Source organism: Mesobacillus subterraneus (assembly GCF_020524355.2).
GTDB classification, from domain to species: Bacteria; Bacillota; Bacilli; order Bacillales; family Cytobacillaceae; genus Mesobacillus; species Mesobacillus subterraneus_C.
The window spans coordinates 3,499,342-3,515,681 of the sequence record NZ_CP129019.1 but is presented as its reverse complement, the minus strand read 5'-3'; the positions used below and the strand labels follow the sequence as shown (position 1 = coordinate 3,515,681).

Below are 16,340 nucleotides of genomic sequence, written 5' to 3'. Positions count from 1 at the left end.
TATGGTTAGGACTCTTTAAAAATGTTAATATATGAAATCGCTTTCAATAGATGAGTAAAAGGAGCAGTGCACCATGAAATATCGTTCTGCATTTGATATTATAGGTCCGGTGATGATCGGTCCATCGAGTTCGCATACTGCCGGTGCTGCAAGGATTGGCCGCATAGCGCGGACATTATTCGAGAAGCAGCCGACAAAGGCTGTCATCTCCCTGTACGGCTCTTTTGCAAAGACCTATAAAGGACATGGAACAGATTTGGCACTCGTTGCTGGAATCATGGATTTTGATACCTTTGATGAACGGATTCCCAATGCGTTGAAAATCGCAGAGGAATTAGGCCTTGAAGTTGAATTCATTGCAGAGGATGCTGTTATGGAGCATCCGAACACTGTGAAAATAAATTTATATGATGGGCAAGGCAAGGAACTCGAAATCGTCGGGATTTCCATAGGGGGCGGAACGGTTGAAATTACCGAAATCAATTCGTTCAAATTGAAACTCTCTGGCGGTAACCCAGCGATCCTGGTCGTCCATCATGACCGATTCGGGCTTATTTCAGCTGTGACATCTGTCTTATCAAAACATCAAATTAACATCAGCCATATGGAAGTCTCCCGAAAAGATAAAGGAGATACAGCCGTAATGGTCATTGAAATGGATAACAAAATCGAGAACGGAGTTTATGCCGAGTTAACGGCCCTTGATGGGGTTGACCAGGTCATCCGTCTCGTTGACTAAATATGAGTGACATCAGGAGGGCTAGCCATGTTTCGTAATGTTGCGGAGCTTGTTGAATTAGCTGAAAAAAATAACGTGAAAATCGCCGAAATCATGATTCGGCAGGAAGTAGAAGTTTCAGGCCGTTCCCGTGAGGAGATCATTGCCCAGATGGACAATAATCTGCAAGTCATGGAACGCGCTGTGGAAAGAGGTTTGGCTGGAGTTAAATCCCAGACCGGTCTGACCGGCGGGGATGCTGTCCTGTTGCAAAACTATATCGCTACCGGAAAATCCCTTGGTGGCAATTTATTATTAGATGCCGTCAGCAAGGCGGTTGCCACGAATGAAGTGAACGCGGCAATGGGCATCATCTGCGCGACGCCGACTGCCGGATCAGCAGGCGTCGTTCCGGGGACGCTTTTTGCAGTAAAAGAAAAGCTGAACCCAACACGCATGGAAATGATTGAGTATTTGTTTACGTCTGCTGCCTTCGGTTTCGTCGTAGCAAATAACGCATCGATTTCCGGCGCAGCAGGCGGTTGCCAGGCAGAAGTCGGCTCCGCTGCCGGAATGGCTGCAGCAGCAATCGTCGAAATGGCTGGCGGAACACCGCAGCAGTCATCAGATGCTTTCGCGATCACGCTGAAAAACATGCTTGGATTAGTCTGCGACCCGGTTGCAGGACTAGTCGAAGTTCCATGTGTAAAAAGAAACGCGATGGGTGCATCGAACGCAATCACTGCGGCCGATATGGCACTGGCAGGCATCACAAGCCGAATCCCATGCGACGAAGTCATCGGTGCGATGTATGCGATCGGCCAGACAATGCCATCGGCACTTCGGGAAACAGCAGAAGGCGGACTTGCGGCAACACCTACAGGCAAGCGCTTAGAGGAAGAGATCTTCGGTAAGCCGAAGGAAAAACTGGTAGATTATTTATTAAAATAAAGCAATAAACAAGAAACCCCGGACTTTTATTGACCGGGGTTTCTTGTATTATGGGAAGGTTTTTTCGAATAATATCAGTTTGGCAATCTCAAATCGTTCTCTTTAATTTTACCGAACTTCTTAAGCACCAGGTAAATACCATAAGAGATGGCTGCTGGTACAAGGATGTACGTAATCAGCATCGCTGGCAGAATGAAACCAAGATCATAAGTTGTCAGAAGTTGTAATGGTGCGACGAAAGAACTTAATCCCATACCCGCAATCTCTTTTCCAGCTTCAATTTTGAAGACAAGAGCGGACAAAGGTCCGACGATCGCACTTGCAATCAAAGTTGGCACCAGGATATAAGGGTTTTTTGTAATGTTCGGCAGTTGGACTTTAGGTGTGCACATACCCTGAGCAAGGATTCCGCCAAGCTGGTTTTCTTTCCAAGAGATGATGGAGAAGCCGATAAAATGTGCTGCACAGCCAGCCAAGGCCGCACCGCCTGCAATTCCGCTTAAATCAAGCGCCATAGCCAGAGCTACTGATGAAGCCGGAGAAATAAGGAACAAGCCCCAAACCATCGCTAGAATAATAGAAGATAGAAGCGGATTTCCCGCTGTAGATGCTTTGATGACGCCACCGACAGTGGTTAAAATAGGTGCAATTACTGTTGATAGCCAGAGTCCTGCAAATCCTGCTATTAAAATGGTTCCCAGTGGGATGACCATCATATCCAAAGGTGTTTTTCCGGTGATTCTTTTGCCCACAAAGGTAGCGATTGTTGCCGTTAACAAGGCACCAATTGGTTCACCAGCTTTAATCAGCACACCAGCCTCAGTGATAGACAAAGCGCCTGCTCCAACCGCTGCCGCAATCATGGCAGAAAAAATGACGAGAGCATTGGCTCCAAGCATAAGAGCCACACCGGCCCCAACCGCTGGTGCCATTAAACTGATTGCAATGGTACCGATTTGCACGAGTGAATCGATTTCAAAGCTTGTCCCAATATTTTTTATTAATAGTCCTATTCCCAGAGTGACGAAAATCCCCTGTGCGATTCCTGTTGAAGCTTTAAATATTCTTGGCATGACATAGTCTTTCATAATGATGCGCCTTCTTTCTTAGTAGTATGTTTATGCTTAAATGGTTGCTAATAACTTTTCTTCATAGCCAATGCTAGACATGTAGTCACGAAGCACAGCAGTTGAATTCCTGAATTTGCGCTGTTCCTCTTCTGTTAATCTGAGTTCGACGACTTCTTTGATTCCTTCCCTCGTAATAATGGCAGGAACACCAATGCAAAGTTCCGTTTCACCGTACTCTCCATCTAATACACAAGAGAGGGCAATGATTCGGTGGTCATCATTGAAAATGGATTTCGTGATAAAGGCAATCGCATTCCCAATGCCATAATAAGTTGTCCCTTTTCTCTTCAGGATTTCAAAGCCTACTTTTTTAACATCTTCAACAATTTGATCTAAATCGATATCGCCAAGCTGTGTTTTTCGCTCGTCTAAAATTTCTAAAAGAGGCTTGCCACCGACGGAGATATGAGACCATGCAGCGAATTGCGAATCACCGTGCTCACCCATTGTGTAACCGTAAATACTGCGCGGGTCAACATCGAGAATTTCAGATAAATAGGTTTTCAGTCTTGAAGAATCAAGGGAAGTACCCGTTCCAATTACACGGTTTCTTGGTAAGCCTGACAGCTTCCACACATGGTATGTGATGATATCAACTGGGTTTGAGGCGATCAGGAAGATGCCATTAAAACCGCTCGCCATGATCTGCGGAATCATATCCTCCATGATTTTAGCACCGATTCCCAGTGTATCGAGACGAGTCTGTCCTGGTTTCGGCGGTGGACCAGCCGTGATGACAACGATGTCAACATCACCCAAATCCTGATAAGTTCCAGCATGGACTTTCGTTCTTGTATTTGTAAAATCAATGCAATGAGATAGATCCAATGATTCACCGATTGCTCTTTCTTTATTTATATCAACCATGATTAATTCGTCACAGATTCCCTGGTTAAGGATGGAGTATGCTGCACTTGATCCAACCAATCCTGTTCCGATAATCGCCACTTTTCTAATATGCTGTTGCATGATGGTCAACTCCTTGGGGTTAGTAAGGTAATCTCATTATTTGTGAATAACTTCACATTGGTGTTGAAAAAAATAAGATCATCCTTTAATTATTTTTTTTCTAAGTTAGTTTTGTGATTTATTTCACATTCTTATTGTAAAACGAATATTATCACCGTACAACACTTGTAAACGTTATCAATATGTATAAAAAATGGCTAAAAAATGAATGAGTTGTGTACAAAAATTAAAAATTACGTTATATCAGAAAAATAATGACTCAGATCTAAAATATTCATAGAGAATACAAGAGTCGACAGGTTTAGTAGATAGAGGAAGGTATACTTGTTGATAGGAAGAGATTGAAAAGGGGCCCCTGAACGTGAAAAAAACTGGGAGTTTAATGCTTGCGATTGGGATTGTAATGATAGTGGGACAGCCTGCTGCAGCGAACGAACTATTAGAAATAAGGGACAAGCGATTGGATCTCAAGCAAGACGTTTTAGAAAAGGAAAGCCACATTGAAGCACTGGGTAAAGATGAACAAAGTTACCTTGCAGAGTTAAAGTCATTGGATGATGAAGTGGCTGAGGTTAACCAGAAAGTTCGTAATCTCAACAATGCCCTTAATGCCTCTGAAAAAACGATCGCTGAAATGAAAAAACAAATCAATAATCTAAGTGGCAGAATCTCACATCGTGAACAGCTTATCAAAGAACGCCTGCGAACCATGCAGTCCCAGAACGGATTGAGCATGTATGTGGATTTGATATTCGACTCCAAGAGCCTCTCACAACTTTTCGATACAGCGACTGTCATAAGCACAATCATTAAAGCTGACAAAGACTTGTTGGCGAAACATCATGCTGATCAGCAAGCATTGAAGAACCAAGAACAAGATTTGCAGAGGAAAAAAATTTCATTAGAAAATGACCACCAGGAAATGCAATCGTTAAAAGATGAGCTGCAAAAAAAAACCGATGAAAAGCAAGAATTGCTTGATTCAATTCAGAAAGAGAAACAGACTAACAAATCCGAGCTCATGGACATGTATGAAATCTATGTCAATCTCGCATCCCAGGAGATTGCGATTTTAAAAGAAAACCAGAGAGTAGAGTATCATTCCGACAAACCTGAGAATGTGTTTATCATGCCAGCCGAAGGCGAACTGACTTCAGGTTACGGGGCCTAGATGGGGCCGGCTGCATGCCGGGATAGATATCGCTGACGAATCCCCGGATGCCGTCGTTGTTGCTGCTGCTTCTGGAACCGTCATCCGCTCTTATTATTCTGCTACATATGGAAATTGCGTCTTGATCACACACAAAATCAACGACAAGACATTCACCACCCTTTATGCCCACTTGGAAAAAAGTACAGTCACAACCGGGCAGTCCATCAGTAAAGGCGAGGTACTCGGCTACATGGGCAACACAGGTGACAGCAGGGGCAAACATCTCCACTTTGAAATCCATGAAGGCAAGTGGAACTATGAAAAATCAAACAGCGTCAATCCGCTGCAATATGTGAAAAAATAAGCCAGGTTTCCTTTGGGAATCTGGCTTGCTCTTTACGTTAACGTCAATGGTATAATTAATTTACTGATTATTCTGTTTAAAAGAGGTTTTGTGAATGTATTCGATTTCTGATTTGGCCGAGGAGTTTGGAGTTACAACAAGGACGATTCGCTACTATGAAGAGCTTGGTTTATTAAAACCATCCCGTACAGAAGGCGGTCGACGCATTTATTCTGGCAGCGACTTAGCAAGGCTAAAACTCGTTCTTCGCGGAAAAAGGTTCGGTTTTTCGCTCGAGGAGATTAAGGAAATGGTTTTGCTATTCGATGAGGATCGCACTGGAGAAAAGCAGCTGAAGCGAACAATCAAGTATGGGGAAGAGAAGCTCGTTGAAGTGAATGAAAGAATAGCCGAACTAGTTGAAATCAAAGAAGAAATCGAAAGACTGATGACTGAATTTAAAGGGAGGCTAAATGAATGAATTTTTACCAGGAAGAACCGCAGTTTCGTGGATTGTTGAAGGGGTTATTGGATGAAGAATTTTTTGCGTACGCAGAAAGGGAACTGCACGACTTTGGAGAAAAATGCGCCAACGAAATCGACCAGCGAGCCAGGTTCACCGACCGCGAAGGACAGCCAAAGCTGATTAAATTCGATGCCTATGGCGAGGATATCTCCGAAGTATGGGTGAATGACGGATACAGGAAAACAGTCGAGGACTCTTATAATACCGGGATTGTTGGTTATGTTCATAAGGATATTCCCGAATTGGGGCGTCGCGGGAATTATATCTATTCTTACGCACAGGGTTATCTGCTGTCTCAAACCGAGGCCGGCTTTTACTGTCCCGTCACTCTGACAATGGCCACCGCTTATTTATTGGACCAGTACGCATCTCCAGAAGTAAAAGGAAAATTCCTGCCTCATGTTATATCAACAGGAGAAACAACATTATACGAAGGCGCAACCTTCCTGACCGAACGCCAGGGTGGATCCGACGTCGGCGCAAATGTGGTGAAGGCAGTTCAGACGAAGGAGGGCTACCAACTTTTTGGTGAAAAATACTTCGCCTCTAATGCAGGAATGTGCGGAGTTGCGATGGTTTTAGCAAGAAAAGAAGGAACACCATCCGGCACAAAAGGCCTGACTTTGTTCGCCGTTCCGTGGCGCAAAGAAGACGGAAAACTGAACGGCATCAAGATTCGTAGATTAAAAGACAAACTGGGTGTAAAGGCAGTCCCATCCGCCGAAGTCGAGTTCGACGGAGCAGAAGCATTTGTCGTAGGAGATCCAGCAAAAGGCTTCTATTACATGATGGAAGCACTGAACCTCTCCCGCGTCTGCAACACCGTCGCCTCACTCGGCATCATGCGCCGAGCCTACCGCGAAGCAAGGGAATACGCACTGAAGAGGGACGCCTTCGGCAAGAAACTCGCCGATTTTCCAATGATCAAAGACTCATTGGTTAAAATGGCTGTAAAACTAGAAGTCGAAACCCGAACCGTGTTTAAGTATCTTCCACTGTTCGAAAAAGTCATGAGGAATGAACCAGGAGTAAGCGAAAAAGATATCGTATTGAATCGACTCTACATTGCCCTACTCAAAAAAGAAACTGCAGAACAAGCTGTCCACTTTGCACACGAAGCCATCGAAATGCACGGTGGGAATGGATATATCGAAGACTTTGTCACCCCGAGGTTATTGAGGGATGCGCAGGTGTTGACCGTGTGGGAAGGGACAGCCAATATCCTCGGACTTGAAGTATTGCGGTTGATGGAGAAGTTTAATGCTGGGGAATTATTTTTGGAGGAGATGAATGAGCGAATTGCTGGGATGGAGGGAGAGAATGTTAACCAAGTGCGCGGGGGAATAGAACAGCTCGAGAAACTGCTAGAGTCACTGCAGACAGCATCTCATGATCATAAGACATTTCACTCAAAGCGGGCAGCGGAATTGATGGTGAAAGTCTTTGAGAGTGTGAATGCGTTGGAATATGCCGCAGGTGGAGATGAGCGGGCAGAGAAGGTTATGGAAATTTATATAGAAGAAAGTTGGAAATCTGGACATGAATTCATCGATCAGTTAAAGACAGTGAATTATTTTCATGAAATTGTTAACGAATCCTTACCACAAGAAAAATCCTTGGTAAAATAACCATACCAAAGCGTCTCCTAATGAAGGAGGCGTTTTCTATATTAATTTTCGTTCTATATATATAACGAAATGTTCTTTTTAAATTACAAAATAGTAAGAAAACTAGAGATATAAAGAGATAACGAAAGAATAATGTGCGTTATTAAGAAAAAATAGCCGGATTTGAAGTTTTTCAAAACTAGTTTGTTGGAATATACTCTCAATATAAAGTTCGTTAAAAAGAACAAAAAGTTCTCTAAGGAAGTTGATAAAAGTGAGGAAGATAATCACCAACTTCGTTCTCAATATAATACATACGATCAGTATCACAAAACATATGTCTGGTTGGGAGGGAAGAACAATTCGATACGGCAGATTGAGAAAGTTTAAGAAAAAAGGTAGAGGGCTCTTGATTGCAGCCAAGATTGTAGCCCTATGGTATTTATTGATTCTTTCAGGTTCTTACCTTTCAGCAGATACCGGAGCTTATTTTAACGATGTAGAAACAATCAGCGAAAAGATAGGCGCTGCAGAGAACTATTGTGCAGATCCAGATTGGGCAAAAGAGCATCATCAGTACTGTAAAGATAATGCAGGTTTAGGTAATGGCTGTGAAGCTGGAGATGACTGTGATTCTGAAAAGGGAGAGGATGAAGATAATCCTGGTCACAATCGCGAATCTTGCGGTGATCATACCAGTGCCCCTTGTTCAGAAGGCAGCAAGATAACCAATATAAAAATTTCCCAGACCAGCAACACTATCACATTAACTTGGACTAATCCTAATGACAATAAATTTAAGTCTATTAAGATATACAGAGATCAAGAGCCTGCTCCAATTTCAGAAAATATCACAAATGGTCAGTTTGAAGATGCAGGGTTATCACCGAATACGAAATATACTTATTACATTGTAGAAGTGAATAAAAAGGGTGAAAATCTCGGAACGGCTATTTTTGAAGCTACTACAAGTTCTGTAGAGGAAACTGAAAAGCCAAAATCTGAAGAGAAATCAACAGAACCAGAAGAAGATATAAATGTTCCAGAAGAGGAAACAAAAAAAACGGAAGAAGACAAACAGCCCCCGGATGAAGTAACGAATGCACAGGCGTCAGAAATTGGGAACAGCGGTAAAGTTGAGTTTTATTGGGTAACACCAGCAAATCAAGATTTTAGCCATATAAGAATTTACAGAGATAACGAGTTAATTGCAGACAATCTAAAGACAAATATGTACACAGAACAGGTTACTGATAAGAACCACATATATAAAGTAACAACTGTAGATACTTCCGGAAATGAATCACCAGGATTACCTATCGAAGTTACTTGGCATAAATAACAGTCAAAGATGAAAGGTTGATATCTATGAATGCTAAAAAAGTCCTCAATATATTTAGTAGTCTTGTAACGACCATATTGTTCCTGCTGCTGATCTTCATGGTTTTTGTTGTCATATCATCCAAAGCATCCGGTGGAGAGCCACAGTTTTTGGGCTATCAGTTGAAAACAGTATTATCAGGATCAATGGAACCAACCTTTAAAACAGGTTCAATTATAGCAGTTAAACCAGTTGAGGATCCAACAGCCTTAAAGAAGGGTGATGTTATCACCTATATGCAGCAAGATGGGAATCTAGTAACTCATAGAGTTACAGATGTAATTAAACAAACAGATCAAGTGATGTACCAAACGAAAGGTGATAACAACGAAGATTTCGATTCTCAACTAGTACTATCTCAAAATGTTGTAGCTAAATATACTGATGTCACAATTCCTTACTTTGGATATTTTATAGATTTCGCTAAGTCAAGTAAGGGTATAGCCATCATGCTGATTCTTCCAGGTATCCTGCTGTTAGGTTACTCAGGAATCACAATTTGGTCAGCGCTAAAAGAGATTGATGCAAAAACTTCTAATAGTGAAGAAAAGACAGCTTAATTTGGTTGCAATCCCTAAAGGGATTCAATATATAAAATTACATACCTCTTAAACGAGGAAAAAATGAGGAGGAAATACTAATGTCAGTAAAAAAGAAATTAGGATTAGGCGTAGCATCAGCAGCACTAGGATTATCACTAGTAGGTGGAGGAACTTGGGCAGCATTCAATGATACAGCAACAATTAACAATCACTTTGCTGCTGGGACGTTAAATCTTCAGGTAGGAAAAAGTCATAATAAGCCTATCAACTTTGACTTATCGAATCTGAAGCCTGGTGATAACATTCAACGTATTTTCACATTAGACAATGTTGGTACTCTTGCTATTAAAGAAGTTCTAATGAGTGGACGTGCAGCTAACTTCAATGGAAATGGCGATTCTAGTCGAGATGATTTCTTAGCTCAGTTTGAAGTAGACTTCATGAAAGTGGATTCTGAAACAACCCAATGGCAACCAAGACAAGATGTAGTTACAGGAGACTTCACATTAGCTGATCTTGTGAATGGTGATGTAACAGATATTGCTCCGGCCCATGTGAAAGATGGGAAGATTAACTTGGCATCAATTGCTGGGGGTACTGATGGAAGAATTGGTATTCCTGTAGATCCAGACGATAAGGATGATGTTTTCATTCAAATTACATTTAAGAATAATCTAACTAAAAAAGCCAATGGTGAATATGTACAAAATAAATTTATGAACGATTCTGTAAACGTATACTTTGATTTGGAAGCAACTCAGTGGGATGGAGTACATGTTGATACAAACCATGGCAATGGTGAAGTAAATAACGGTGTTCAAAACTCTGCTGATGGATCAACTATGCCAAATCCAAGAACTAAAGGAACACCTGTACATTCAACTGATGTAGAGGACTGATAAATCCAGTATAGATATACAGAGGCAAGGTAGAAACTACCTTGCCTTTACTAAAAGTCTTTTCTGAATACCTATAAAAAATGATCTATAGGTGAGGTTAGAAATGGGTTATAGAAAGAGTCTTTTAAAGAACTTGGGAATATTAATATTTATCGGTTTCTTTCTTGTTTTCTTATTAACAAATGTAAGTGCGGAAGAAAAAGAACTCGACATCAACACCATTCCAAATGGCTATTTATTTAATGTCTCAAACATCAAACCCGGTGACTGGATGCCACGTGATCTAGTCATCAAAAACGATGGCAAACAAGACTTCAAATACACTGCCCAGGTTGTTGAAACGAAGTCTTACAAGGGTCTGTTCGAGGAACTTTTGCTACTTGTCAAAAAAGAAAACTATGTTCTCTTCGACGGCAAGCTAAAGGATTTCAAAGGACTAAGTCCCAGGGTTCTATCCAGTGGGACGCAAGAGACTTTATTTTTCCAGGTTACCATGCCTTATGAGCTGGGGAATGAGTTCCAGGGTTCTGCTGCTGAGGCTGAGATTATTTTTTATGCTGAGGGGCTTACTAATACTCGACCGAGCTGTGAAGAAGATCCATCCCAAGAAGGATGTGAGGAGCCGCCTGGAGTAACTCCAGACGACCCAAATACACAAACGCCTGATGTAAAAGATGTAGTTGTAATTCCTAAGGATGTTAACCGTCTTCCAAATACAGGTACAAATAATTACAATTTACTTCTTGTTGGCGGAGTCCTGTTGGGTGGAGGAAGTGTTCTCCTTTTCCTCAATCGCAGACGAAGCCGCCGAGACCACTGATTAAAGCCTGGAGTAGATGCTTCATGGCCTTAATATTTTTCGAGGCAAGATCAAGAACTTGAGGTGAATTCAGTGACGGGTCTCTTTTATTATCTGATAATAATTAATTTCTTTGATGCTGTTGTCACCTGGATTGGGCTTAGATTTGAATTGATCTCCGAAATGAACCCACTCATGGCTGCGGTTTATGAGCTTAATCCTTTATTGTTTTTTATCACCAAGTTGACCCTCTCGATCATCCTTCTATTATTCATCCTGCTTAAGAAAGTTCCTGGTTCCTCCTTGGTTAAAAGTGTAGCAGTATTTGCCGCTGCATCATATACGGCTGTTTTCTTCATGCATGGCTACTGGCTTGTCCAAGTTTTTTGATCATGTTCTTCAAACTTTCACCTCTTCATACCTAACGATATTCAAAAATCTTTTTTCAAGGCGTATAATTTTCTTATAACCACATAAGAAAGAAGGCGCATTCACATGTTTCAAACCCTGAAGCGTGAGCTTTTAGCCGGGATTACGGTTTCGGTTGTGGCGCTGCCGCTTGCGTTGGCTTTTGGGATGCAGGCGACGGGTAATTCGGATGGGGCCATCATTGGTTTGTATGGTGCCATCATCACTGGTTTTTTTGCGGCTTTGTTTGGCGGGACGAAGGGGCAGGTGACGGGTCCGACTGGGCCAATCACGATTATCTTTACTGGGATTGTAGCGGCCCAGGGGCTGGAGTATGCGTTTATTGCCGCGTTTATGGGCGGTATATTTCAGATTGTTTTTGGACTACTTAAAGCAGGCAATTATTTAAAGTTCATTCCGTTGCCGGTCGTCAGCGGCTTTATGAATGGAATTGCCATCATCATTATCATGGGGCAGCTGCAGTATGTGACGGGCAGCTTTTTAGTCGTGGTGTTGACGATTGTTTTTATGCTGGTAGCGATGAAATGGATCAAGGTCATACCGCCCAGCTTGATGGCGCTAATCTTAGGTACACTGGCAGTAATCCTGCTGGAAAAAGTGGTTCCTGCCGTTCATTTTACACTGCCATTTATAAACGACTTCATTTTCTTTGACACGGCAGAGAGAATTGGCGAGATTCCAAAAGGCTTGCCACAACTTCACATGCCAATTGCTGACTTGGGCGTCATCATCCAATTGATTCCGGCAGCGTTAAGTATCGCCGTTCTTGGATCGATTGACTCATTGCTAACTTCAGTTGTCATGGACAATATGACAGGTACTAAGCATAAGAGCAATAAGGAGTTAATTGGCCAGGGGATTGGTAATACTTTTGCAGGTTTGTTTGGTGCAATGCCTGGGGCGGGTGCGACTGTTCGTTCTGTTGTCAACTTGCGAAGCGGCGGGCAGACTGTGTTATCGGCAATGGTGCACAGCGTTGCCCTATTGTTGTTCATGCTTGTTTTTAGCCCGCTAGCAGAAGAAATTCCACTCGCAGTCCTTGCAGGGATTTTGATTATGACGGGTATCACAATGTTCGATTATAACAGTTTGAAAATCCTCAAAGATGAGCCTCGTACCGATGCAGCAGTCATGCTGGTGACGATGGTTTTAACAGTTGCCATTGACCTGATGGTTGCGGTTGGTGTCGGAATCGTGATGAGTGCGCTGATTTTTATGAAACGAATGAGTGAAGAAGGCGTTAAAATTTATTATAAAATGGAACATGACCTAAAGGTATATACCCTGGAGGGTCCACTTTATTTTGGTGTGACCGAACTGATCGCCAAAACGATTATTTCGGATGGCAGTCCAGAAATCGTTATTGATTTAGAAAAAGTTACTGTTGTAGATGCTTCAGGTGCCTTGCTTTTGCTCCAACTGAGAGATCAATTGGACGAACGAGGACAAAAGCTTTATCTCGTCGGAAATGATTTGGATCTTGGAGGCATTCTAAGGAAGATGAATATATTTCAAAAGTTTGGTCCTGCTGGTCATTATGAAACTCTGGAAGATATTCTGGAGTACAAAAGCAACAAGGAAATCAATGCAAAACTACTAGCTACTTAAGTGTTTTAAATAATAAGATTAGTAGCTTCTAAAAATATAAGAAATCATATAAAACTTCTGCATCCTTTTTGCAGGAGTTTTTTTGTTCTTAAAATTGCACATGTTATTCTTTTTAAAGAACGAGATAATGTGAGTTAGGAAGCAATTTAAAGGAAATATGAGGAAATCAATTAAAAACTCTAGAATTTCGCCAGTTATCCACATTGTGTTCTTAATAATATTTATATATGTTCTTTTTATAGAACAAAATATATTAGAGGAGTGCAATCTTATGTGGATTTATCAGTTTTGGCTTAATAACAGGATGAAAACAATCGCCCTAGTTCTTCTCATTAGCTCTGCATTAACTGTCTCTGTTAAGGCTGAATCTGATGGTGACCCTCGCGAAGATAATAAAACAGTAATTATCTATTCAACTGAATCTGGACAGATTACTGAAAATCAAAGGCTTTTGGATATGCTAGTTAGTCATTTTTCAAGCAATCTGATAATGAAAAATGCAAAGGACTTAACAGAAACTGATTTAAATAAAGCATCAACATTAATTTATTATGGAGAAACGGCGGATGTGCTCCCAGATTCTTTAGCAGAATCGATTGACAGCTTTCCTGGGACTGTCATGGCAATTAGCCATAATAAGGAGCAGCTTGGCAAGAGATTTGGATTCTTTAAGCAGCATCAACCAGCGGCTATTAATCAATTAGTTCTGGTCAAAGGAAATAAAATTAGAAAAATGGAGGATATGCGGGTAATCACAGCCATCACTCATAATGCGAGCACCGAGGTGTTGGTAAAAGGAATGGGAAGGGGTAAAACCTATCCATTATTCATTAGAAACGAAAATAATTATTTTTTTTCCTCTGATCGCATTGATTCATTATTTTCCGTTTATCTTGGCGAGGTTCTGCATGATGTTTTCAATGCTGATCATGAAAGAGAAAATCCAGCATATTTAAGATTAGAGGATATCCATCCATTAACTGATCCATATGTGTTAAAAGAAATAGCTGTCATCCTTAAAAAGAAAAACATTCCTTACATTGTGTCGGTAATACCTGTTTATCGTGACCCGGAGACAGGTGAGGAATCCAGATTTACAGATTATCCAGAAGTATTGGATGCTTTGAAATTTATGCAGAAAAATGGCGGAAGCATCATCGTGCATGGCTACACTCATCAATATAAGGATGATGAAACGGGTGAAGGTTTTGAGTTTTGGGATGTGGATGCCAATATGCCAATCACCGTACCAGCAAACGAGACACCTATCGTAAAAAAAAGATCCGATTTTGACAGCGAAAAAGCCTACTTGGAACACCTCGGAAAACAAAAGGCGTTTGAAACGGACTATATTAAATCCAAAGTTAACAGTGCCATACAGGAAATGGTGGGGTTAGGATTATATCCGTTAGCATTTGAGGCTCCTCATTACACAATGTCGCAAAGTGGTTATGAAATTTTAGCTGACCACTTTTCAACTTATATTGGTCAACTTCAGCTGGGAGACAGGGATTGGAGAATCATGGCTGCTTCACCTTATGTATCCTATCCAAGCTTTTTACATGGTATGAAACTGTTGCCTGAAACAATTGGTTATGTGGAACCAGATAATCCCCATGCAATCGAAGAGATGATCGAGGCAGCGAAAGATCAGCTGATTGTCAGGGATGGGTATGTTGCTGGGTTTTATCATCCATATTTGGGAGTAGAACGTTTCAAAGATTTAATGGAACAACTAGAAAAAATTCCAAACCTTTCTTGGATTGATTTAGCAAAAATGAACAATTATGTAGGAGTCGATAATATTTCCCTCACAGCAGGTGTCGATAATGATGTAGAGCTATCGATCAATTATTTCGGCCTTTTGAAAAGTTCGCCCAATTACTATAAACCTCATGTGAAATCAGCTGTTAATTCTACTTTGTGGATGATTGTCGCGGCCGCAGGCCTGATGGTTATGATGTTTACCTATTATGCAATCAGGCTGAATATCAGGAGAGCCAGAAATGGAGGAGGGGAATTTGATGAGTAACTTATTATTTTATTTTTCACTCTTTCTAATCTGGTTCATGTTGATTTATCATATGTTTTTAATGAAGGGAGGACACTCCCACTTTATGAGATACAGAAAAACAGCAAAAGAATGGGAGGGGAACCTTTATATACTTCCTAAAGTCAGCGTATTAATACCAGCACATAATGAAGAGGTTGTGATAGAAAACACAATTAAAGCCATGCTGAAGCTTAAATACCCGAAAGAAAAACTAGAAGTAATCGTTATTAATGATAATTCATCAGATAGAACAGGTGAAATCGCTGATTCATACGCAAGAGAGAATTCATTTTTAAAGGTTGTTCACACGAAGCCTCCATATGCGGGGAAAGGGAAGTCAGGTGCCTTAAACCAAGGTCTGGAAAATTCTACAGGAGAAGTGATTGTCGTCTATGATGCGGACAACACGCCAGAACCCAATTCAGTCCACTACCTTGTAATGGGATTGCAAAATGACCCTAAAGCAGGTGCCACAGTAGGTAAATTCCGTGTTATCAATGCAACCAAAAACATTCTGACAAGGTTCATAAATATTGAAACAATCACATTTCAATGGCTGGCTCAGGGCGGCCGCTGGTTTTGGTTTAAACTCGCTACAATCCCAGGTACGAACTTTGCCATCAGACGCTCGATTTTGGAGAAGCTTGGCGGATGGGATGAAAAAGCGTTGTCCGAGGATACTGAATTAAGCTTTCGGGTATACAACCTGGGTTATTATATCCGTTTTTTTCCCCGCTGCGATCACTTGGGAGCAGGAGCCAGAAACATGGAGGGTCTGGTGGAAACAAAGAACGAGATGGGCTCGCGGCAATCAATATGTCATTTCAAAATATCTCTTTGATTTATCGAAAGTGAAAAACAAAAAAGTTCTTCTTGATTTGTGTTATTTTCTGTTTACTTATTTTTTGTTCCTGTTCGGGGTGCTTGTTTCTGACATCATCTTTGTTCTGAACTTCTTCACAGATGTTCAACTCTCTGCAGGCGGTGCATCTACAGCGCTGTTCATCCTTGCTTTTCTTCTCTATCTCTCAGAAGTATCCCTTGCATTAAGCATCGAAAAGGGTCAACTGACGTTAAAAAACTTCTTTGTGATTATCCTAATGTATTTTACTTACTCTCAAATCTGGCTGCTTCTAGTCATTTCCTCTTTATTTTTAGAAAGCAAGCGGATGCTATTTAAACAAGAGGTTAAATGGTATAAGACGCAACGATATAAACAATCTGCTTAATGG

At 41.3% G+C, this 16,340-nt stretch carries 15 protein-coding genes and 2 pseudogenes; 15 read left to right on the top strand and 2 right to left on the bottom strand.

Annotated elements, in window-relative coordinates:
• The first annotated feature begins 73 nt into the window (after positions 1-73).
• Together sdaAB and sdaAA are read left to right on the top strand one after the other, a co-directional pair.
• Entirely contained in the window at positions 74-739 is a 666-nt protein-coding gene (sdaAB, locus tag LC048_RS18325) for an L-serine ammonia-lyase, iron-sulfur-dependent subunit beta (RefSeq protein ID WP_306048374.1), read from the top strand.
• A 27-nt stretch (positions 740-766) separates the two neighbouring features.
• Complete coding sequence (gene sdaAA, locus LC048_RS18320; protein WP_226602460.1) at positions 767-1,669, top strand: L-serine ammonia-lyase, iron-sulfur-dependent, subunit alpha; 903 nt, start codon at positions 767-769, stop codon at positions 1,667-1,669.
• 74 nt (positions 1,670-1,743) lie between these two features.
• On the opposite strand, the gene LC048_RS18315 is transcribed toward sdaAA, so the two are convergent.
• Entirely contained in the window at positions 1,744-2,757 is a 1,014-nt protein-coding gene (locus tag LC048_RS18315) for a PTS sugar transporter subunit IIC (protein ID WP_226602461.1), read from the bottom strand.
• Positions 2,758-2,793: 36 nt separating this feature from the next.
• Positions 2,794-3,768, bottom strand: coding sequence for an L-lactate dehydrogenase (locus LC048_RS18310; protein WP_226602462.1), 975 nt, complete (start codon positions 3,766-3,768; stop codon positions 2,794-2,796).
• Positions 3,769-4,129: 361 nt separating this feature from the next.
• Here LC048_RS18310 and LC048_RS18305 point away from each other — a divergent pair, with 361 nt between their 5' ends.
• The 13 genes and pseudogenes from LC048_RS18305 (at position 4,130) to LC048_RS18250 (ending at position 16,337) form a co-directional block, all read left to right on the top strand.
• Complete coding sequence (locus tag LC048_RS18305) at positions 4,130-4,939, top strand: murein hydrolase activator EnvC family protein (RefSeq protein WP_306048371.1); 810 nt, start codon at positions 4,130-4,132, stop codon at positions 4,937-4,939.
• 10 nt (positions 4,940-4,949) lie between these two features.
• Positions 4,950-5,285, top strand: a complete 336-nt coding sequence (locus LC048_RS18300; RefSeq protein ID WP_371932075.1) for a M23 family metallopeptidase — start codon at positions 4,950-4,952, stop codon at positions 5,283-5,285.
• Positions 5,286-5,379: 94 nt separating this feature from the next.
• Positions 5,380-5,745, top strand: coding sequence for a MerR family transcriptional regulator (locus LC048_RS18295; RefSeq protein ID WP_226602464.1), 366 nt, complete (start codon positions 5,380-5,382; stop codon positions 5,743-5,745).
• Positions 5,742-7,418 carry an acyl-CoA dehydrogenase family protein gene (locus tag LC048_RS18290; RefSeq protein WP_226602465.1) on the top strand — a complete coding sequence of 559 codons (1,677 nt, stop codon included), beginning with the start codon at positions 5,742-5,744 and terminating at the stop codon, positions 7,416-7,418. Before LC048_RS18295 ends, LC048_RS18290 begins: the two co-directional genes overlap by 4 nt.
• 388 nt (positions 7,419-7,806) lie before the next feature.
• Positions 7,807-8,739 (top strand): fibronectin type III domain-containing protein, encoded by a 933-nt coding sequence (locus LC048_RS18285; protein ID WP_306048368.1) that lies wholly within the window; start codon positions 7,807-7,809, stop codon positions 8,737-8,739.
• Positions 8,740-8,765: 26 nt separating this feature from the next.
• Positions 8,766-9,338 carry a signal peptidase I SipW gene (gene sipW / locus LC048_RS18280; protein ID WP_306048366.1) on the top strand — a complete coding sequence of 191 codons (573 nt, stop codon included), beginning with the start codon at positions 8,766-8,768 and terminating at the stop codon, positions 9,336-9,338.
• An 80-nt stretch (positions 9,339-9,418) separates the two neighbouring features.
• Positions 9,419-10,219 carry a TasA family protein gene (locus LC048_RS18275; protein WP_226602469.1) on the top strand — a complete coding sequence of 267 codons (801 nt, stop codon included), beginning with the start codon at positions 9,419-9,421 and terminating at the stop codon, positions 10,217-10,219.
• A 103-nt stretch (positions 10,220-10,322) separates the two neighbouring features.
• Positions 10,323-11,039: an LPXTG cell wall anchor domain-containing protein gene (locus tag LC048_RS18270; RefSeq protein ID WP_226602470.1), complete on the top strand. Its 717-nt coding sequence runs from the start codon at positions 10,323-10,325 to the stop codon at positions 11,037-11,039.
• A gap of 72 nt (positions 11,040-11,111) precedes the next feature.
• Positions 11,112-11,408 carry a DUF5658 family protein gene (locus tag LC048_RS18265; protein ID WP_226602472.1) on the top strand — a complete coding sequence of 99 codons (297 nt, stop codon included), beginning with the start codon at positions 11,112-11,114 and terminating at the stop codon, positions 11,406-11,408.
• 105 nt (positions 11,409-11,513) lie between these two features.
• Positions 11,514-12,530, top strand: a pseudogene (locus LC048_RS18260) (SulP family inorganic anion transporter); the annotation flags it as partial.
• Positions 12,504-13,055 (top strand): STAS domain-containing protein, encoded by a 552-nt coding sequence (locus LC048_RS25270; protein ID WP_443137081.1) that lies wholly within the window; start codon positions 12,504-12,506, stop codon positions 13,053-13,055. The pseudogene LC048_RS18260 and the gene LC048_RS25270, both read left to right, overlap by 27 nt.
• 271 nt (positions 13,056-13,326) lie before the next feature.
• Entirely contained in the window at positions 13,327-15,087 is a 1,761-nt protein-coding gene (locus LC048_RS18255) for a polysaccharide deacetylase family protein (protein ID WP_306048362.1), read from the top strand.
• A pseudogene (locus tag LC048_RS18250) lies at positions 15,080-16,337 on the top strand (glycosyltransferase family 2 protein). Before LC048_RS18255 ends, LC048_RS18250 begins: the two are co-directional and overlap by 8 nt.
• The last annotated feature ends 3 nt before the right edge of the window (positions 16,338-16,340 follow it).